This is a genomic window from Schaalia sp. JY-X159, assembly GCF_014525425.1.
Taxonomy (GTDB): Bacteria; Actinomycetota; Actinomycetes; order Actinomycetales; family Actinomycetaceae; genus Scrofimicrobium.
This window is the reverse complement of the sequence record NZ_JACEXI010000002.1, coordinates 448,659-468,712: the sequence shown is the minus strand read 5'-3', so window position 1 is coordinate 468,712 and position 20,054 is coordinate 448,659. Positions and strand designations below refer to the sequence as shown.

The window sequence follows — 20,054 nt, the reverse complement described above, 5'->3', positions numbered from 1 at the left end:
AAAGGACCGCTGCAGGATTGAGGGTTCAACAGGACTGACCTCTAGGTCAAACGATGCGCCTCAAGACGCAGGTAAGGGGAGTAGTAAGTGAGCGACTCCGCCCAAGAAGTAACCAGAGATACAGAAGGCACAAATCGCCCTAAGCCCAATGGAGCAGAGTACGGCGAAGCAAACATCACCGTACTTGAGGGCCTGGAGGCCGTTCGTAAACGTCCTGGAATGTACATCGGTTCCACAGGGGAACGCGGACTTCATCACCTGGTGTACGAGGTTGTGGACAATGCTGTGGATGAGGCCCTGGCAGGATACTGCGACCATATCGAAGTGGTGATCCTGGAGGACGGTGGCCTGCGGGTAACGGACAACGGGCGTGGAATTCCTGTTGGAATCCACCCAACTGAGGGTCTTCCCACCGTTGAGGTTGTCATGACGATTCTGCACGCTGGAGGCAAGTTCGGTGGTGGCGGATACGCCGTGTCGGGTGGACTGCACGGGGTTGGCATCTCTGTTGTCAACGCGCTGTCCCGGCGAGTGAACACGGAAGTTTATAGGGACGGGCACCGCTGGACGATTGCGTTTGCCAATGGTGGCAAAACCGTGCAGCAGCTTGAACAGAAGGAAGTAACTGACAAGACGGGTACCGTCCAGACTTTCTGGCCCGATCCTGAAATTTTCGAGACTGTTGAGTTCAGCTTCGAGACACTTCGTCAGCGATTCCAGCAGATGGCTTTCCTGAACAAAGGGCTGAGAATCAGTCTGATTGACCAGCGCGTCCTCGAACCCGTTGTTGGTGATGAGATCACAGGTGAGACGATTCCCGGAGATGTCCCCGAGGACGTTGATGCTGCAGACGAAATGGCATACCGCCAGGTGTCCTACTGCTACGAACGTGGGCTACCCGATTATGTTGAGTACCTTGATGCAACCAAACGAGTCACACCTCTGCACGCCGATGTGATTGATCTGGATGCGGAAAATGATGCGGGCACCATGTCATTGGAACTGGCGATGCGGTGGACGTCCTCGTACACAGAGACCCTGTACACCTACGCGAACACGATCAACACGTCCGAGGGCGGTGCACATGAGGAAGGTTTCCGCGCCGCACTCACCACGATCGTCAACAAGTATGGGCGCGACAAGTCAATACTGCGCGACAAAGATGAGAATCTATCCGGCGATGATGTTCGTGAGGGGCTGACCGCAGTCCTCTCAGTGAAGCTAACCGAACCACAGTTTGAGGGTCAGACCAAGACAAAACTTGGCAACACTGAAGCGCGGACCTTCGTGCAGCAGCAGACATACGCCCTGATGGGGGATTGGTTTGATGCTCACCCCGCAGAGGCGAAAATCATTATCCTCAAGGCGCAGGCTGCTCAGCAGGCAAGGCTCGCGGCCCGCAAGGCTCGCGAAGCAACCCGCCGTAAGAGCGTCCTGGACGCTGTCTCGCTGCCCTCAAAGTTGCATGATTGCTCGTCGCGGGATCCACGTGTTTCCGAACTGTTTATCGTCGAGGGCGACTCAGCGGGCGGCTCTGCTGTGATGGGACGGAACCCCAACCGCCAGGCAATCCTTCCCTTGCGCGGGAAGATTCTTAACGTTGAGAAGGCTCGCCTAGAGCGTGCCATGAGTAGTGACACGATTCAGGCCCTAATTGGCGCCCTGGGTACGGGTATAGGTGAAGAGTTTGCCATTGAGAAGTTGCGCTACTGGAAGATCATCATGATGGCCGACGCCGATGTTGACGGCCAGCACATTGCGACACTGTTGATGACTTTCTTCTTCCGCTACATGAAGCCGCTGGTCGAGGACGGCCACATCTATTTGGCCACGCCTCCTCTTTACCGACTCAAGTGGTCAAATGCCCCACACCAGTATGTTTATTCGGACGCGGAGCGTGACCGCATGCTTGAAGAAGGAGTTGCCAAGGGGTGGCGCCTACCGAAGCAGGGCGGAATTCAGCGTTACAAGGGACTGGGGGAGATGGACTACTCGGAGTTGTGGGAAACCACGATGGATCCAGATTCCCGCCTCCTCAAGAAGATTGAGGTCGGTGAAGCCGCAGCGGCGGATGAGATTTTCACGGTTCTGATGGGCGATGATGTCGAATCGCGGCGCCAGTTCATTCAGCGTAATGCCGCCGATGTTCGATTCATTGACGCGTAACGGGACAAGAGGAACGACAAGTGACTGACAAGACCCCAGAAGACAACACTGACAACAGTGGCGCGGACAATCCCAACACCGGTGGTGAAGACGTGAACACCGAGGATTTTGAGCCCTCAGAGATTGCTGACGCTGTAGCAGATGACACCGAGGACGCCCTCGAACAAGTCCGTGTTGATGACACTGTTGTAGGCGCCGACCCGGACGGGGAAGAGACGCACGGGCGAATCGACCCGGTCGATCTTGAGAATGAGATGCAGCGGTCCTACTTGGACTATGCAATGTCCGTAATCGTTGGGCGTGCACTGCCAGACGTCAGAGATGGGCTGAAGCCCGTCCACCGTCGCATCATCTACACCATGTTCGACGGTGGCTACCGACCCAATGCTGGCTTCTATAAGTGCATGCGTGTTGTCGGTGACGTGATGTCGCACTACCACCCGCATGGTGACGCTTCCGTGTATGACGCCTTGGCGCGCATGGTTCAGCCCTGGTCAATGCGTTATCCGCTGGTGCTTGGGCAGGGCAACTTCGGTTCTCCTGGCAACCTCGGCCCGGCAGCTCCCAGGTACACGGAGTGCAAGATGGCGCCACTTTCAATGGAGCTGGTGCGCGACATTGATGAGAACACGGTTGATTTCCAAGACAACTACGATGGGCGAAACCAGGAGCCTGTGGTTCTTCCTGCCCGATACCCAAACCTTTTGGTCAACGGATCTGAAGGCATCGCAGTCGGTATGGCGACCCGTATTCCTCCCCACAACTTGCGGGAGGTAATCAATGGCGTCCAGTGGTATCTGAGCAATCCGGAAGCGACACGCGAGGAACTACTCGAAGCCCTCCTTGTAAGGATCAAGGGCCCAGACTTCCCATCGCGGGCGACAATCCTTGGACACAAGGGCATTGAGGACGCATATAGAACTGGACGCGGCTCCATTGTTCAGCGTGCCATTGTGGATGTTGAAGAGATCCACAACCGCACCTGCCTGGTCATCAAGGCGTTGCCATATCAGGTCAATCCGGACACACTGTCCGCCAAGATTGCCGAGTTGACTCGCAGCGGTGAAATCCAGGGAATTTCTGATATTCGTGATGAGACCTCAGGACACAATGGTCAGCGTTTGATCATTGTGCTGAAGAGGGACGCGATTCCAACCGTTGTCCTCAACAACCTCTATAAGAGGACTTCGCTTCAGGAGTCGTTCCCCGCCAACATGTTGGCGCTGGTTGACGGGGTGCCAAGGACACTGTCGATTGACGGCTTTGTCCACTACTGGGTCAAGCACCAGATTGACGTCATCGTGCGACGCACGCAGTTCCGACTGGCGAAGGCCAGGGAGCGCCTGCACATTCTTCAGGCCTACCTGAAAGCACTTGACCTGCTTGACGAAGTCATCGCCCTCATTCGTCGTAGCCCCACAGTGGAGCAGGCGCGCCAAGGCTTGATGACGCTGCTTGAGGTTGATCAAGTCCAGGCTGACGCGATCCTCTCACTTCAGCTGCGTCGCTTGGCAGCCATGGAACGCCAGAAAATTCTTGATGAGCATGCTGAAATCACCGCACGTGTTGAAGAGCTACAGGGAATCCTCAACAGTCCTGCGCGGCAGAGAGAGATCATCAGCGAGGAACTTGCCGAAATTGATGAGAAGTTTGGTGATGACAGAGTCACCAAGATTGTCCCCTATGGGCCAGAGATTTCCATTGAGGCTCTGGTTCCCCAGGAGGATGTTGTCGTAACCATCAGCCGTGAGGGCTTCGCGAAGCGGACCAGACTGGACCAGTACAGGGCCCAGAAGCGTGGGGGCAAGGGCGTACGTGGCACGTCTTTGCGCACCGATGATGAGATCGCGCAATTCTTCGTCACCAACACTCACGACTGGTTGCTCTTCTTCACAAATAAGGGCCAGGTCTACCGGGTCAAGGCCTACGAGTTGCCCGAGGGCGGTAGGGACGCGAAGGGGCAGCATGTCGCCAACCAGTTGGCGTTCCGACCGGGTGAGACGATCGCGCAAGTCATGGCAATCACCACCTACGACGATGCGGAGTACCTGGTGCTCGCGACCCGTGACGGGTTGGTGAAGAAGACCGCGTTGTCCGCGTACAACTCACCTCGGTCAGCCGGCGTTATCGCGATTAACCTTCGTGAGGACGAGGACGGAAACTCGGATGAACTCGTGTCGGCCCGCATTGCCAACTCGGATGATGACCTCATGTTGGTTACACGAAAAGGCATGTCATTGCGTTTTGAGGCGTCCGATGAAGCCTTGCGGCCGACAGGGCGCACGACCTCGGGTGTCCGTGGCATCAAACTCCGTAGCGGCGATGAGTTGCTGACGATGGAAGTTGTTGTTGACGATGCTGACTTCGTGGTGGTGACCGAGGGCGGATACGCCAAGCGGACTCCGCTTTCTGAGTACCGGGTGCAGGGCCGCGGCGGACTGGGAATCAAGGTTGCCAACGTTCGAGAAGACCGCGGCGCACTTGTGGGGGCCTTGGTTACGTCAGGTGACGAAGAGCTCTTGGCGATCAGCGAGGGCGGCAAGATCGTGAGAGTCAACGTTTCGGACGTCCGTCCGACAGGTAGAACCACGGCCGGGGTGATCCTTGCGCGTCCAGACGAGGACGACCGCTTAATCGCAGTAACTCGAAACACTGAGTCGCAGGTGGATGATGAAGCGCCTCAGGTAGAGTCAGACCAGGCTGTAGAAGACCAGGGAGACACAGTTAGCGGTGAGGAGAACGCAGATGACTGAGCAGGTTGAGGTTGACCAAGTAGTTGTTGCGGATTACGACGCGTACCAGAGTGCGGAGCCGGAGGCTGTGCAGTACGTTGATGAGCCGCGCAGCGTTGAGCTAACAATTGCCAAGATTGATCCCTGGTCAATTCTTAAGACTTCATTCTTGTTGTCGATCGCTCTCGGGATTGCCACCGTTGTCGGGGTCATTGTGGTGTGGTTCGTCCTCGACGGAATGAATGTATTTGGAACTGTCGAGGATTTCCTGATTGAGCTGGGTGCGGAGCGATTCCTCTCTCTTCTGGAGTTTGTACGTCTACCACGTGTCATCTCTTACGCAACCATCATCGGTGTTGGAAATATCGTCATCCTCACGGCGATTTCAACTCTGATTGCTCTGCTTTACAACCTGATCGCAACCCTGGTTGGTGGCATCAAGGTATCCCTGATGGATGAGTGAGTCTGAGGACGGTGAGCGGAATCGCACCTTTTGATGCCCGTTTTGGTTTGGAGTTTCGCGGTGGCGACAGGTAGTCTTTCTCATTGTTGATGGGCCTATAGCTCAGTTGGTTAGAGCGCAGTCCTGATAAGACTGAGGTCGATGGTTCGAGTCCATCTAGGCCCACCATCAACTAGGCCGAAAGGTGTGGGATGAAGTTCTTTGGAAGTGTAGTGATTGCCACTGCGGTTCTAGGAACCTCCATTCTTGCAACTTCAATGGTTATGGATATGATGGACAACGATCGCTTCTGGCATCAGATCAAGCCCGGTAACGGGAACTAGTCGGAGGAAGCGGGATGACTGGGGTTTCGGCCTCGGAAATCCAACGTAGGGGCCGTGGCGCAATTGGTAGCGCACCTGCTTTGCAAGCAGGGGGTTAGGGGTTCAAGTCCCCTCGGCTCCACTTTTTATGCTCCAAGCCATCGGCTCTGTATTTTGAAAGTCGATGCTGTACTTACCCCGGAAAAACCTCCGCGTTGGTGGGTGCATGTCCAGGGTATCAACTATGCTTGCGCCGGTGGCGGTGCTGCGCCCTCTGCCAATGTCCTTGTTACAGGTAGCGCATCGGTAGCCTGGGACGATATCCACTCCACCAGTTCCTCACGGACTTGCGCCCGGAGGTCAAATAGGTCGCTTGAATCCGCCGCGCTGACCACGGCGCGAACGCGAACCACACCCCCGGTGGCGTCCTCTACTATGAGGCCGCTCGACTTTCCATCCCACAGGGGTGCCTTCGCAAGTACTTCCTCCAGTCTCTTGCGCAGGGAAGCGGGGCTAACCCGCCAGTCAACATCTAGTTGCACGACACCCATCATCTCGGAGGAGCCGTGAGTCCAGTTCTCAAATGGTGTTGTCGTGAAGTATGTCGACGGGAGCACTAGGTGGCGACCATCCCAAGTCTTCACAACCACGGTTGTTAGAGTTACTTCCTCGACCCGCCCTTGCTGTCCCGTTGCGACGACAAGGTCGCCAACGCGAACCGAGCCACTTAACGCCAATTGAAGTCCGGCGAACACGTTACCGAGGAGAGATTGGGCTGCAATACCGGCAATGACAGAGGCTACGCCGGCGGAGGCGAGGATGCTGGTTCCGACGGCTTCTGCTCCGGGAATAGTGAAGAAGGCAAAACCAAGCGCAACAAGCCAGATTGCGGCGTTGACGAAACCCCTGATCAAAGAGAGCTGCGTTTGGATACGGCGAGAGTTCTGGTCGTCATCTCCTTCGATGGGGTGGTGGGAGCGAATGTTGTTTATCGTCCCCGTGACGACGGAGGTGAGGAACCCGGCTGCTGCGGCCACGGTTGCGATCACCAGAACGTGTTGCAGGACCGTTTTAGAACCTTCATGTGGCCAAGACGTCGCTACAGCGATGAGGAGGAATATGACCCCTGAGAGGATCAGAAGCTGGCGACGGGCACGTGTGTATTGATCCATGAGCAGAGGGTGGCGACGCCGAAGAATTTGGGTAGACAGCCTGAGGATGATGAAGAGGGCGACTTCTGCCAGCACAGCCAGACCAACAGCCAGGGCAAAGCCGCCCAGGGAACTCCACTCAGGTCCCATGACCCTCCCAATCGTCCGTCTGGCTCAAGAACAGGGCCGAACCATTGACTGAATGGTGCACGCTCAGCGTGGAATCGGTTCCCATCTCTCTAAATACTACTTCTCAGGACTCGTTACGCTGGGTGAGACGTTTATAATCTAGTTATTCTAGTATAGTTAGAACTATGAGAAAGAACCTCGTAGCCTCCCTTGCAGTGGGCGTACCGCTTGTAGTCGGCGTGGTTGCCACCGTCCTCGTCCTCATCTGGCTGCCGCAGATCCCCAATCCCGCAGCGGTCCACTGGGGGTTTGATGGCGCACCGGATGGCTTTGCGCCAAGGTGGGTTTACGTGCCGATGACCGCGGGTCTTGCCGGAGTGTTGCCTCTGGTGATGGGCGCAACCGCGGTCAGGTCGGCATGGCAGACCGTGTATACGACCACCACCCGCATGATCGTGGCCACAACCGTGGGCCTGTCCTTCTTCATGGGCATCATCTTGGCTGGTTCGGTCCTTATCCAACGTGGGGTTGCTTCCGCCGAGGACGCCCCAGGGATAGTGCCCCTGATCCTGATAGGCGCAGCGGTTTCGCTTGCGTTCGGGGTGGTGGCCTACCTTCTAATGCCAACTTCATCCGAGCGCGGTCCCAGTGGTGACGCCGTTGCTCCGCTCAAGTTAAGCCCCGGAGAAGTGGCGGTGTGGACGTCCTCGGCCACTGGGAGTCTCCCATTCACTGTCGTAGTGATCGGGATGGGGGTGGTCGTGGCTATATTAGGTGTCGCCGGTGGGCCTCACTACCTGCTCCTAGTTGCCGCTCTACTCGCGATACTGCCAATAGCATTCGCAGTGTTTCACGTGTCAGTGGGGAGGGAGGGTCTGCTGGTTCGCTCAGTGTTGGGATGGCCCCGGCGGCGTATCGACCTTTCGCAAATAGCTTCGGTCGAGGTCGTAGACGTTCACCCATTTCAACAGTGGGGTGGATGGGGATGGCGCAGCAGCCCCCAGGGAACCGCGGTCGTCACACGCAAAGGGCCCGCCTTACAGACAACCCTGACGAATGGTCGGGTGTTTGTGGTTACATGCGAGGACGCTCGGAGGGGTGCCGCTACACTAACCGCCCTCGTCGAGCGGGAGCGTGAGGGTCGCGATGCTGCTACTAGTTGACCAGGCGTCGGATGAACCCCTCTTCTCCCAGATCGCAGGGGAAGTTCGCAAGCAGATCGCAACCGGCGAGGTCGGCGCGGGCACGAGGCTCCCTTCGGCTCGTCTCCTTGCCGACCAGTTGGGTATCAACCTGCACACGGTCCTCAAGGGGTACCAGATGTTACGCGATGAGGGACTGGTGGAACTGCGGCGCGGGCGGGGGGCGGTTGTGACCGAAAAGGCTGTTGGTCTGGCCAGCCTCGCGACCGCCGCGGACGAACTACTGGATCAGGCGCAACGTGCGGGTATCGACGTCGAGGGTGTCATCTCATTGCTTCGCTCACGCCGCGCAGATTCTGGTGACGGAAGACGCCCAACAGGTGTTGAATCGAAGCATGACTGACTACTACGCACGCCTGAAGATCTTCGAGGGCGCTTCGAACAGCGTCCCAACCTACACCGCCGCGCAAGTCCGGGAGGCCGAACAACCGTTGCTCGAAGATGGTGTCCCGCTCATGGCGAGGGCGTCATGGGCGCTGGCTCAAGTTGCACTAGCAGAGCTGGGATTGACCGAGGGCGAAAGGGGAGTTGCACCGGTCGCGCGGCGACGCGCCCTCGTCCTCGTCGGCAGTGGCAACAACGGGGGAGACGCGCTGTATGCGGGCGCGTTGCTGGCGGATGCTGGGGTTCAGGTCGACGTGGTTCCGGTGGCCACCCGGTGGCACCAGGAAGGTATGGACGCAGCACTCGCGGCCGGAGCCAAGCGGGTTCTGCCGTTTGAGGTTAGCGAGACGCTGGAAGCAGTCGCCACTGCTGCTGGGAGTGAACGTCCTGATTCCCCCTACGACCTCGTCATTGATGGGATCCTGGGCACCGGCACAGGTCCCGACCCGTCTCTTCGTGGGGAAGCTGCGGACCTGGTTTCTGACATCTGGGACTTCTTAGACGGCGCAAGATACTGGCACCAGGTGGTTGCAGTGGATATACCCAGCGGCATGCACCCTGACACGGGAGAATGTCCTGGCGTGTCCTTGGCGGCTGACGTGACTGTGACGTTTGGTGGCGTCAAGCAGGGCTTGGTCAGGGATGACGCAAAGTGGTTGGTCGGCGAAGTAATTCTGGTGCAAATCGGGCTCGAGGACGAGTTGGCAAAAATGGATGCGACCGGTGAAGCGGAAGTTCAGAGGATATTGCGGGTCGGTGACACGATTGTGGATGACTAGCGACTTTCCTTGGCCTCCTGTCGGAAAGGTCATTTGTCGGAACCCCTTGTTAGGGTTTCTCTATAGAACAAATGTTCGATTGGGTGGGTTCGCTGCTGGGTCTCTGGTCGACTCGGACAGTTAGGTATGGGAAGAGGTGGGTCATGGTTGAGATGGTTGCTACCGGCACGGCATCCTCAACTGGAGCGACGGTGCGCGCGCTGCAAGACGCACTAGCCATCCTGCCAACCGCGGCAGAACTTGCTGCCATGCCAAGCCCTGACTTGTTGGAGCTCACGAGGGTGGCAGCATTCGCCGTGAGGCGGTTAGAGGGCGTGGAGGTTGCTTGCGCTGGCGCATTGGATCGAAACCTCTCCTCTATACAAGTGGATCAGGTCCTAGAAGATCAGGTTGGATATGTGAACACTGCAGAACTGGTGCGGAACGTTACTGGTTCAACTCTGAATCGAGCCCGTCAACGCGTCAGGCTAGCAGCGGAAGTCCTCCCCAGACCTGGATGCCGTGGTGATGAGGAATGGGGTAGAGCTCCCTTTGCTCTAGTTGCTGCGGGCCTTGATGCGGGGTGCCTGACCGAACTGGGTGCGGCGAAGATTGTTGCGACTGTTTCTAAGCAGGTGCTTGCACCCACCGAAACATCTATGGAGATGGAGACCTACCTTGTGGGTCGCGCTCTTGGCATGACAACCACGCGGGAATCCGTTGACTCTGTCGAAGGAGCTGCCGCTCCCAGTCGTGCCGAGGTATTTGAAGCAATCCGCGCCATGGCATCCCCGAGCACCGCGGGACCTGTGATGGCCATGCACTTTGATGAGTTGCGTAAGGCGTGCACAGATGCTGAGGTGGAGTGGCTGGACTTCAAGGTGACATTTGAAGATCGCATGACCTGTGAGGAGCGGTGCTTCTCGATTGGGCGCGAACGTGAAGGGCTGGTGCCGATCCGCGGGAAGCTTCTCCCCGAAGTTGCCGCCACGTTGGAAGCCATGGTCAACGCGATTACTTCGCCGCGAACCACTGTGGGAGGGGTGGAGGGGGTCTCCTACCGTCCAGCCGTACCCGACTTGAGTGATCCCACAACCGCAGCAGAGAACCGCGCCCGCTTCATGCTTGAAAATGGTATCGAGCACGGTACCCCGACCCAGCTGCGCCATGACGCATTGGCCGCGATCCTCAACGTGGCGGCGACCTCAAAGGGCCTCCCCTCTCTGGGTGGAGGGCCGCTGACCGTGATGATTCAAACCACCCAAGAGGACATGCAGCAGCGTCGCGCAGGCACGGTCCAGACCAACCAGGGGCAACTCCGCATCTCTGGCATAGGGGTGGCTCATGCTACCTGTGCCGGATCTATCCAGTACTACGCCACCAACTCCAAGGGAAAGATCATTGAGTTGGGAAGCCGGCAGCGAATCTTCACCGCTAATCAGAGGCGTGCAATCCTGGCAAGGGATGGTGGATGTGTAATACCGGGCTGCCAGACACCGGCTGACTGGTGCGAAATCCACCATGTCACTCCCCATGCTCAGGGCGGAGCGACGCATACCGACAATGGGGTGATGCTGTGCTATTCGCATCACCGCCACATTGAGGCAAACGGGTGGAATGTGCGAATGGAGGACGGTGTTCCTCACGTTAGGGCGCCAGAGTGGAGGGACCCAAGCCAATCTTGGTGGCGAATCGAGAAACATAAGCCGCCGCGCGTTTTAAGGCGTCCGTCTGCCTTCCCAGAGACCTAAGTGCCTGAGAGAAGTGGGGCGCGCCCGAAAACTCTTCGGAGCGCGCCCCACTGGTTTGGCAGCTACCCCGGGGGATCAGTACAGGGCGGCGCCGTTTGAGCCAATTACGTCTTTGTACCAGAAGAAGGAATCCTTGCGGCTGCGCGCAAGGCTGCCTTTGCCGTAGTTGTCCTGGTCCACGTAAATGAACCCATACCTCTTTGACATCTGCGAGGTTCCACAGGAAACCAAGTCGATGGGTCCCCAGGTCGTGTACCCGAGGACTTGCACGCCGTCCTTGATGGCTTCATGCAGTTGGATGAGGTGGGACTTGAGGTAGTCGATGCGGTACTGGTCGTGGACAGACCCATCCTCCTCGAGCACATCGTTCGCACCGAGGCCGTTTTCGACCGGGTAGAGCGGAATTTGGTAGCGATCCCACATCTCATTGAGGCTGATGCGGAACCCAACAGGATCGATGGGCCAACCCCACTGGGTGAGCTCCAAATACTCGTTCTTGTCGGTACCGACGAAGTGTCCTGCAGTTGCATCGGCTCCCGGATGGTCCTTGGACAGGTGCGACATGTAGTAGCTAAACGCCACAAAATCGACCGTTCCCTCGGCAAGGATCGCGTCGTCACCCTCTTCCATGACCACGTTGATTTCCTGCTCATCGAAGTAGCGCAACATGTACCCGGGGTAGTAGCCACGCACCTGCACGTCTGAATAAAACAGGTTGATCTGGTCATCCTTGCACGCGCGATATACGTCCTCGGGCTTGGTTGTCAGTGGGTAGTACTGGTGCCGGTTGATCATGCAGCCGATCATTGCGTCTGCTGGAAGGATCTCCCTGCCAGCCTTTACAGCGAGTGCACTGGCCAGGAACTGGTGGTGTGATGCCTGGAAGGCGACCTCACGCAGCGGGCGGTCTGAACGCTCAGCCAACACCCCGCCGCCCGTGTAGACGCTCACCAGATTCATGTTCATCTCATTGAACGTGATCCAGTACTTCACCTTTGACTTGTAGCGTTCGAAGCATGTTGTCGCAAAGCGAACGAATGGTTCAATGGTTTCCCGCGACAACCAACCGTTGAACTTGTCGGTCAGGGTCACAGGCGGCTCGTAGTGTGACAGTGTGACCAGTGGTTCAATCCCATTCGCCAACAGTTCGTCAAACACTGCATCGTAGAAGGCTAGGCCCTCCTCGTTGGGCTCGGCTTCCAAGCCAGTTGGGAAGATCCGTGGCCATGAGATCGACATGCGGAACGTTGTGAATCCCATTTCCGCCAATAGTGCGATGTCTTCTTTGTAGTGGTGGTAAAAATCGATTCCCCACCGCTTCGGGTAGACGCCGTCACCCTTCCCACCGTTGGCCATGAGTTCGTCAAACTCTACAGATGACACCTCGAAGGTGAAGTTGTCCGCGCCGTCGCTAACCTTCTCTTTGTACTGGGCGAAGTCCGAGGTCGTCAGCCCCTTTCCGCCCTCGTCAAAAGCACCCTCGATCTGGTTGGCTGCGGTTGCGCCTCCCCAGAGAAACCCCTCAGGAAATGTCAGACTATCGTTCTTAATCATTGAAAACTCTTCTCTCTGCAGTGTTAGTTGCGTGCGGTTGCTGTGGCGGGGATGGCAGTGGCGCTGGCCGTAGCGACTTTCGCGACGGGGGAGGTTGCCGTGATCTCGGTGCCGGGGTGAAGCAAATCTTCCTTGCAGTCGGCCTTGGTGTTCGTCAGGGCCAGAATGACCGTCGGATCAACGTTGTTGCTGCGTAGAGCTTCAAGGTCGGTTTCCAGAAGGACCTGGCCGGTGGTGACCTGATCGCCGACAGCCACTTTGACAGTGAATGGCGACCCACCCATCTTGACGGTGTCAATTCCGACGTGAAGCAACACTTCTGTTCCACCGTCCGACTTGATGCCGAGGGCGTGGCCCGTGTCGGCAACCAACGTGACGATACCGTCGACCGGGGAAATGATCGTTCCATTTGTGGGCACGAAGGCAAGTGATGGTCCTAGCAGTTGTTTCGCGAAACTCGGGTCGTTCACGCCTCCGATGGCGACAGTGGTCCCGGCGACCAGCGGGCTGTGGAGGATGACGGCGTCGCCGTTTCCTTCAACCGCGGAGGGCGCAATCCCTGCATCGGCTGCCTCAGAAGCCGTCGCAGAGCTGCCCTTCCACCACACCACCGTGATCGCAAAGGCTACGGCGAACGCGGTGGCAGCAGCAATGAGGACGCCAGCCAAAGTGCTACCTTGCTCTGCATTCATGTAGGTCGGAATGGACAGGACAGATGGAAGTGCGAATGCGTAGGCGCGAACACCAAGTAGGTAGCCGACTGCACCAGCTGTGCCCGAGCCGATCAGCGCTGCAATGAAAGGTTTCTTCAAGGGAAGGTTGACGCCATACATTGCCGGCTCTGTAATGCCCAGGAATGCTGCGATACCCGTAGAAACTGAAGTACCGCGCAGGTCGACGTTGCGCGTCTTGAAGAAGACTGCGAAGGCTGCGCCCGACATCGCTAGGGTCTGGAAGAAGAACAGCGGCAGCATGTAGTCGTAGCCAATGGACTGAACGTTCTGCAGCATCAGGGGTTGCAAGGCTGTATGCATGCCGAACATTACGATCACAGGGATCAGTGCGCCCAGAATCGCACTGGCAATGAAGCCAGAGACTTCAAAAAGCCAGGTCACCCCGGCGGCCAGTCCGCCGGCAACATACGAGCCCAACGGTGCGAGGAACGCTAGGGCGAGCGGCACCGTGATCAACAGGGTCAGGGTGGGAACGAAGACAATCTTTACGGTGTCCGGGATGATTCGCTCGATCAGTTTGTAAACCCACTTCATCAGGTACACGGAGAGAATGATGGGGATGACGGAGGATGCGTAACTCTGCAGAGGAATGTTGATGCCCCACAGGGTCAAAGCGTGAACGTCCTCGCTGAGACCATTCATGACGGTCGGATACATGAGTGTTCCGGCCAAAACTAGAGCCAGCGTCTGGTTAACCTTGAAGAAGCGTGCGGAAGTGACCGCAAGGATGAACGGGAGGAACCAGAAGGTCGCGTCGCCAATGATGTTCAGCATTGCCGACCAGTCACTCTCGGGGCTCAGCCACCCCGCGGTCTGCAGCAATACCGTCAGGGATTTGACCATGCCGCCGCCGACAAGTGCCGGGAGGACGGGAAGGAAGATTGCGGCAAAGAAGCCGGTGATTTTGTCTAGGACGGACTTCTTAGGCGCGTCGCCCTCGTCCTCCTTGGGTTGATAGTGGGTCATGAGGTTGTCGTACGACGTTTTCACATCAGGTCCGATGAAGACCTGCAGCTCACTGCCGACAAACTGCGCCCCACTCGTGCCGGGAATCTTGCCTATCTTCTCAACATTTGCTTTCTTCTGATCTTTCAGTGAGAAGCGCAGGCGCGTTATGCAGTGGTAAACCTGAGCGATGTTGTCGGGGCCCCCAACTTCTTGGAGCAACTGCACCGACAGTGCATCGTAATCCTTCTTGGCCATTTCATATCCTTCGTTGGATTTGTTCTTGTGGTTGTAAGGGGTTCTTGAAACAAGAACCCCACAGTTCTGCAGGTGCAGAAATGCGGGGTAAAGCCAACTGAATGTAACTCCCGGGGTTCGCCACCCTCATTGGTGACGGTTGCTGATGCTACTTGGAGGCATCAACAAACGTGTGAACGTGTAGTAGTAGGTACCCCCTTTCCGCGTCTCCGATGGGTTGTCCGAACGATTCCTCAACGTAGAGAGAAATCGATTCAACAATCTCGCGGGCAACCGGGGACGCCTCCTCGTAGATGACTTGGAAGAGGCGGTTGTTCTCTGGTTCCTGCACCATGTCCGGGTGGGCAATACGGTTGAGGAGGAATCGCAGATGGGTGACAAACCGTGAATAGCCCAAGGAATTCCTGTCGAGGCTGCGATTTAGTTTGTACTCGACGAGGGTGACGACCCGCAGCACATGCATGGTGTCGTCAATGCTCTGAGGCATCGTTGAGGCATCTTGATTGTTGATCATGTGCAGTGCGATTGCGGTTGCTTCTGAGTGGGGGATCGACATTTTTTGGGGCCCGCTCGCGAGTTCCTCAATCATCCACTTGGCGCCCTCGTACTCATTGGGGTGCAGCTTCTTGACGATCCACCGAAACGGATGCTCATCGTCGGGGTAGGTGCGTGTCGCAGAGTTGCGCAAGTGATCAACCAGAGAGAAAAGCATGCTGGGGCGGAACGTATATCCGAGCTTTTCCTCGGCTCGGTTCACCAGGGTCTTCACCGCAATGAGGTCTCTGGAGTCAAGTTGCTCAAGCAAACCTAGATTCAACTTCTCCAGTTCATCACTGGTGAATGGGAAACGCATATCCACCTTCGTTGGGTCGACTGCGTCGCCAGGCTTCTTCCCGAAACCACACCCTGTGCCGATGACAATGACGTGGCGATCGTGGATGCGTGCGAGGACGATGCTGTTGTTGTAGACCTTGACAACTTTCATTCGAGCACCCCCTTTGTGCATGAAAAAAGCCACTCCGCATCCCCAAAGTAACGGGGTTGAGAGTGGCGCTCTGACGATAACGCTTCCGACCAATCTGAAACTAACACAGTCAGATGCTCCGCGCAAGGAACTTGAGACGGTAGCGTTGCTACAACAACAAATGTGAAGGAAGTGGGCGGTGTGGTCGAGGTGATGTTGACCCCGTGGGGTGAGCAATTGGATTCGTGCAACCCTTTGCCGGATTACCCACGCCCCCAGATGGTGCGCGCCGACTGGACAAACTTGAACGGGCCCTGGAAGTACGCCATTGTTGACAGCAAGGAAGACGCCGCAGGCCCGATGACGGCGCCCGATTGGCGGGGTGAGATCATCGTTCCGTTCTCTCCCGAGGTGCCGCTGTCCGGGGTAAACCGGACGCTGATGCCTTCACAAACCCTCTGGTACCAGCGGACATTTACCATCGAGGAGGGTGCCGTGGATGGACGCCACCGCGTCCTCCTACACTTTGGGGCAGTTGATCAAAGTTGCCGCGTTGCCGTCGATGGGGTCGAGGTCGGGGGCAACATCGGTGGCTATCTACCCTTCACCATCGACATCACGGACGCACTTTCTCCTCATACCTCCAGTCCCACAGAACACACGGTGACCGTGGCGGTTCGGGATGTCACAGACACCTCCTACTTCGCAACGGGAAAGCAGTCGTTGACACCGGGCGGCATTTGGTACACCCCGCAGTCCGGGATCTGGCAGACCGTGTGGATTGAGGTTGTTCCGGACGCCCACATCCACAAGCTCGTTTTCACCCCAGGTTTGGACAGTGTGGAGGTGACGGTGGTTGCCGGTGGCGAAGGAACGGCCCGACTGCAGATTGGCGCGCCAGACCTATATCGAGACGGTTCGCCCTCTTCCACACCGCGCGGGGAAAGCGACCTCGATGTGGATATCCCCGTCAATGAGCCGACTGTTGTCCCAGTGGCCAATCCACAGTGGTGGTCCCCAGAGAATCCATTCCTCTACCCTGTGCGGGTCACTTACGACGAGGACGAAGTCACCTCATACTTCGCACTACGTACCCTGGGGGTGGGGGAGCGTGAGGACAGTCATCCCGCCCTCCTCCTCAACGGTGAACCCTACTTCGCGGTCGGCCTCCTGGACCAGGGATACTGGCCCGATGGTGGATACACCGCCCCCGCTGACGAAGCCCTCATCTTCGACATCACCACCGCCAAAGACATGGGCTACAACATGCTGCGCAAGCACATCAAGGTTGAGCCACAACGCTGGTACCACCACTGTGATCGCCTGGGGATGCTGGTGTGGCAAGACGCGGTCAACGGGGGGCGACCGCCACGCAAATCACTGCAGGTCAGTCGCGCCGTTGTACCCTACTGGCTTCCCGACCGCCCCACGCGACTGCTGGGGCGCCAGGACAGCGACGGGCTGCGCATGTTCGCGGCGGAACTGGCTGACATGATCGAGCTGCTCTACTCGACGCCCTCTGTCGTCATGTGGGTGCCGTTCAATGAGGGATGGGGTCAGTTCGATGCCGCCCTCGTCGCCGAAATGGTCCGCGGTCTGGATCCGACCCGGCCCGTGGATCACGCTTCTGGGTGGTTTGACCAGGGCGGGGGCGACCTGTTTTCCCGTCATGTCTACTTCCGACCTCCGACGATGGTGGGGCGCGGGCGACCGACGAGCGACAGGCGCGTCCTCGCCCTCACCGAATACGGGGGGCTGGGGTTAGAGGTGCCAGGACATCTGTGGGGTCGGAAGACTTTTGGCTACCAAAACTACCCGGACGAGGCCGCTCTGGCCGCCGCATTCACCAAGCTTCACGCCGTGAATCTTCCCAAAGTTGTCGACCGGGGGCTGGGTGCAACGGTGTACACGCAGCTAAGTGACGTGGAAGAAGAGGTCAATGGCCTGCTCACCTACGACAGGCGCGTCCTCAAAATCCCGGCGGAGACGGTGTGTGCGCTGAACGAAGGACTACGCGAGCGAGCGGCCGGCCTGTAGGTAGCGGCGTTGCTGGCGCTTGCTCCACCGGTCGGCCGTGCGGGTGATTGCCACATTGACCACGATGAACACGAGCGTTACCAGCAGATAGGTTTGGATGAGGTCTCCGGTGTTGGAAACCAAGACCTTCGCGCTGTACTGGAGCTCGCTGTAGGACACGACGTAACCCAGGGTTGTGTCTTTGATGAGGATGGCAACCTGTGCCAACAGGGACGGCATCACCAGGCGAAGCGCTTGCGGGAACACTACGTAGCGCAGGGTCTGCGCACGGGTCAGCCCCAGGGCCTCCGCGGCCTCGGTCTGCCCGCGTGGAAGTGCCAGTATACCGGCGCGGAACACCTCTGCAATCGTGGCGCCGGAGCAGAGGCCGATGGGGATCACCAGTTTCCAGTACAGGTCGGGGTTGATTCCATATTTCGGGAGAGCAATAAAGAAAATATAGATCAGCAGAAGCAGTGGGATTGAGCGGAAGAACTCAATGATTGCCGTCCCAATCCAGCGCACCCAGGTTGTTGGGGACAGGCGCAGGAGGGCGAGGACGACACCCAGAGGAAGCGCTATCGCAGCGGAGCCGGCCGCCGCAAGAAGTGTGTTTCCTAAGCCGTTTAGCAGGTAACGGATGATGGGCCACGTCGTGAAGACCTCCCACTTCTCAGGAGCCAGCTGTCCATTGACGCCAAACAGGTAGATCGCATAGCCGAGCGCCGCTGCAATAAGAAGCGTGGAAGCCACCGTGATGGCGCGGATGCGTGCCTGTGCTTTGGGGCCGGGCGCGTCGAACAGAATGGTACTCATCGCAGCACCCGCAGCTTACGTTCGAGTCGGTCGCCGATGGCACCCGCGCCCAGGGAGATAACAAGGTAGATGATTGCGGCGACCATGAAGGTCATGAGGCCCCGGGCCTCCCTGTTATTGATGTAGGTCACTGTCGCAGTGAGGTCCATGACGCCGACTGTGCCCGCCAGGGAGGACGACAGGAAGATTCCTATGAAGGTGGTAACAAGCGGCTGCACCATCGAACGGAATGCTTGGGGCAGTACCACGTAGCGAACGGTTCCAGTGAAGCCCAAACCCAGTGAGCGGGCCGCCTCGATTTGGCCAGCAGGAACCGAGTTGATGCCGGCACGCAAGGACTCGCAGATGAAGGCGCCACCGACCAGGCTCATGGAGATAATGACGGAGTTGTTGTAGCTCCACATCAGACCAATTTCGGGCAGGGCATAAACCACCACGATGATGAGGCTCAGCAGTGGGACGTTACGGAAGATGTCGACGTAGATCAGCCCGACCGCGCGCAGGGGTGCGATCGGGCTGATCCGGAAGATGGCCATGACGGTCCCGACAAGCATCGCAAACAAGAAACTCAGCACAGTTAGTTGCAGAGTTACTAGGAGCCCTTCAAAGAAGAGATCGCGATATTGCCATAGGACCACGATTGGAACCTATCTCGTTGTCGTTACACGGGAGGGGCGGCTAGTTACCTGCCGAACCGATCGCTGGCGCGGTTGGCTCTGTCAAAACACCGGTCATCTCGCCAATTGTTGCGTGCCACAGTGCCAGCCAGGTCCCGTCGCTGAAGATGGTCTCAAGCCACTCATTGATGAAGGTAGTGCCGTCCGTGTCGGTTTGTACACCGATTCCGTACAGGTCTTCATCGCCGAACGGTTCGCCAACAATCATCAGGTCGTCATTCTGTGAAACTGCATTGAGCAATAGCGTCTGGTCGATGACGTAGGCATCAGCTCGACCCTGTTTGAGTGCCTCAACTGCCTGTGCATGATCGGGCAGTGCTAGGACTTCGGCCTCGGGAGCGAACTCCTCGATGGTTGTCACACCGGTGGAACCCGCCTGAGTGACTACTGTTTTGCCCGCCAGATCTTCCACACTGTGGATATCCGTGTTGTCAGACTTCACCAGCACAGCGGAAGCAGAGGAGTAGTAGGGGCCTGCAAAGTCGATCCGCTCCTTGCGCTCGGGGGTGATTGAGTAGGTAGCGATGACGACATCCACCTGGCCATTGACCAGGAGTTCCTCGCGTGTATCAACACTGACCTGCGTCAGTGAGGTCTTGGTCGCATCCCCGAAGATGTATCGCGCTAGAAGCTGTGACATTCCGGCATCGAAGCCAATCACTTTGCCGGTGACCGGATCTAGCTTTGAGAAGAGGTCGGATGTTTCCGTGCCTCCGACGCGGAGTACGCCGGACTCTTTCACTTTGGTGGCCCACTCTGAAGCCGCAATGGTGGCTTCGTCGGCAACAGGTCCGAGGTTAACGACCTCGTCATACGTGGCGTTGCCACTGTCGAATGCACCCGAAGGCTCCACGGAACCAGACTCAGCGCTCTGTCCGGACGCGGGAGTCTCTGTGGATGTGCCGCCTGAGCAGGCAGATAGGATGAGGGCGGAAGCCGCCATGGCAGCCGCAATAGGGGCAAAACGTCGCCTGCGGGTTATTGTCGTCGTGGTCATTTCTTCTCCTTACCGCTGCACAAGGTTTTGCCTGCACAGACTGGTTGATTAACAA

The 20,054-nt window shown here is 57.7% G+C and carries 15 protein-coding genes and 2 tRNA genes; 10 read left to right on the top strand and 7 right to left on the bottom strand.

Going from position 1 to position 20,054, the window contains the following annotated elements:
• Positions 1-87: 87 nt before the first annotated feature.
• The 5 genes from gyrB (at position 88) to IDL90_RS05030 (ending at position 5,805) form a co-directional block, all read left to right on the top strand.
• Positions 88-2,166, top strand: coding sequence for a DNA topoisomerase (ATP-hydrolyzing) subunit B (gene gyrB / locus IDL90_RS05050; RefSeq protein ID WP_187994583.1), 2,079 nt, complete (start codon positions 88-90; stop codon positions 2,164-2,166).
• 227 nt (positions 2,167-2,393) lie between these two features.
• Entirely contained in the window at positions 2,394-4,919 is a 2,526-nt protein-coding gene (gene gyrA / locus IDL90_RS05045) for a DNA gyrase subunit A (RefSeq protein ID WP_316930293.1), read from the top strand.
• Positions 4,912-5,361, top strand: a complete 450-nt coding sequence (locus IDL90_RS05040; RefSeq protein WP_187994582.1) for a DUF3566 domain-containing protein — start codon at positions 4,912-4,914, stop codon at positions 5,359-5,361. Before gyrA ends, IDL90_RS05040 begins: the two co-directional genes overlap by 8 nt.
• 91 nt (positions 5,362-5,452) lie before the next feature.
• Positions 5,453-5,529 (top strand) — tRNA-Ile (locus IDL90_RS05035).
• A 203-nt stretch (positions 5,530-5,732) separates the two neighbouring features.
• Positions 5,733-5,805: transfer RNA gene (locus IDL90_RS05030), tRNA-Ala, on the top strand.
• A 100-nt stretch (positions 5,806-5,905) separates the two neighbouring features.
• On the opposite strand, the gene IDL90_RS05025 is transcribed toward IDL90_RS05030, so the two are convergent.
• Positions 5,906-6,964, bottom strand: a complete 1,059-nt coding sequence (locus tag IDL90_RS05025) for a mechanosensitive ion channel family protein (RefSeq protein ID WP_187994581.1) — start codon at positions 6,962-6,964, stop codon at positions 5,906-5,908.
• A gap of 164 nt (positions 6,965-7,128) precedes the next feature.
• Here IDL90_RS05025 and IDL90_RS05020 point away from each other — a divergent pair, with 164 nt between their 5' ends.
• From IDL90_RS05020 to IDL90_RS05005, 4 genes are all read left to right on the top strand, one after another.
• The gene (locus IDL90_RS05020) at positions 7,129-8,106 is read left to right on the top strand and encodes a DUF1648 domain-containing protein (RefSeq protein ID WP_187994580.1); all 978 of its coding nucleotides are present in this window, start codon (positions 7,129-7,131) and stop codon (positions 8,104-8,106) included.
• A complete protein-coding gene (locus IDL90_RS05015; RefSeq protein WP_187994579.1) occupies positions 8,090-8,488 on the top strand; it encodes a GntR family transcriptional regulator in 399 nt (132 codons plus the stop codon). The genes IDL90_RS05020 and IDL90_RS05015 overlap by 17 nt, the downstream gene beginning before the upstream one ends.
• Positions 8,481-9,308 carry an NAD(P)H-hydrate epimerase gene (locus tag IDL90_RS05010; protein ID WP_187994578.1) on the top strand — a complete coding sequence of 276 codons (828 nt, stop codon included), beginning with the start codon at positions 8,481-8,483 and terminating at the stop codon, positions 9,306-9,308. The genes IDL90_RS05015 and IDL90_RS05010 overlap by 8 nt, the downstream gene beginning before the upstream one ends.
• A 143-nt stretch (positions 9,309-9,451) precedes the next feature.
• Positions 9,452-11,038, top strand: coding sequence for an HNH endonuclease signature motif containing protein (locus tag IDL90_RS05005; protein WP_187994577.1), 1,587 nt, complete (start codon positions 9,452-9,454; stop codon positions 11,036-11,038).
• Positions 11,039-11,113: 75 nt separating this feature from the next.
• Here the strand turns inward: IDL90_RS05005 and IDL90_RS05000 are convergent, their stop codons facing one another.
• From IDL90_RS05000 to IDL90_RS04990, 3 genes are all read right to left on the bottom strand, one after another.
• Complete coding sequence (locus IDL90_RS05000; RefSeq protein WP_187994576.1) at positions 11,114-12,592, bottom strand: glycoside hydrolase family 1 protein; 1,479 nt, start codon at positions 12,590-12,592, stop codon at positions 11,114-11,116.
• Between the two features lie 23 nt (positions 12,593-12,615).
• The gene (locus IDL90_RS04995; RefSeq protein ID WP_187994575.1) at positions 12,616-14,529 is read right to left on the bottom strand and encodes a glucose PTS transporter subunit IIA; all 1,914 of its coding nucleotides are present in this window, start codon (positions 14,527-14,529) and stop codon (positions 12,616-12,618) included.
• Positions 14,530-14,677: 148 nt separating this feature from the next.
• Positions 14,678-15,514 carry a PRD domain-containing protein gene (locus tag IDL90_RS04990; protein WP_187994574.1) on the bottom strand — a complete coding sequence of 279 codons (837 nt, stop codon included), beginning with the start codon at positions 15,512-15,514 and terminating at the stop codon, positions 14,678-14,680.
• A 171-nt stretch (positions 15,515-15,685) separates the two neighbouring features.
• On the opposite strand from IDL90_RS04990, the gene IDL90_RS04985 reads away from it, so the two are divergent.
• Complete coding sequence (locus IDL90_RS04985; RefSeq protein WP_223175186.1) at positions 15,686-17,530, top strand: glycoside hydrolase family 2 protein; 1,845 nt, start codon at positions 15,686-15,688, stop codon at positions 17,528-17,530.
• Here the strand turns inward: IDL90_RS04985 and IDL90_RS04980 are convergent.
• The 3 genes from IDL90_RS04980 to IDL90_RS04970 are packed head-to-tail and all read right to left on the bottom strand — an operon-like array spanning position 17,504 to position 19,999.
• The gene (locus tag IDL90_RS04980) at positions 17,504-18,325 is read right to left on the bottom strand and encodes an amino acid ABC transporter permease (protein ID WP_187994573.1); all 822 of its coding nucleotides are present in this window, start codon (positions 18,323-18,325) and stop codon (positions 17,504-17,506) included. The two genes, IDL90_RS04985 and IDL90_RS04980, sit on opposite strands and share 27 nt — an antisense overlap.
• Positions 18,322-18,963 (bottom strand): amino acid ABC transporter permease, encoded by a 642-nt coding sequence (locus IDL90_RS04975; protein ID WP_187994572.1) that lies wholly within the window; start codon positions 18,961-18,963, stop codon positions 18,322-18,324. Before IDL90_RS04975 ends, IDL90_RS04980 begins: the two co-directional genes overlap by 4 nt.
• Positions 18,964-19,003: 40 nt before the next feature.
• Complete coding sequence (locus tag IDL90_RS04970) at positions 19,004-19,999, bottom strand: glutamate ABC transporter substrate-binding protein (protein WP_187994571.1); 996 nt, start codon at positions 19,997-19,999, stop codon at positions 19,004-19,006.
• Positions 20,000-20,054 lie beyond the last annotated feature (55 nt).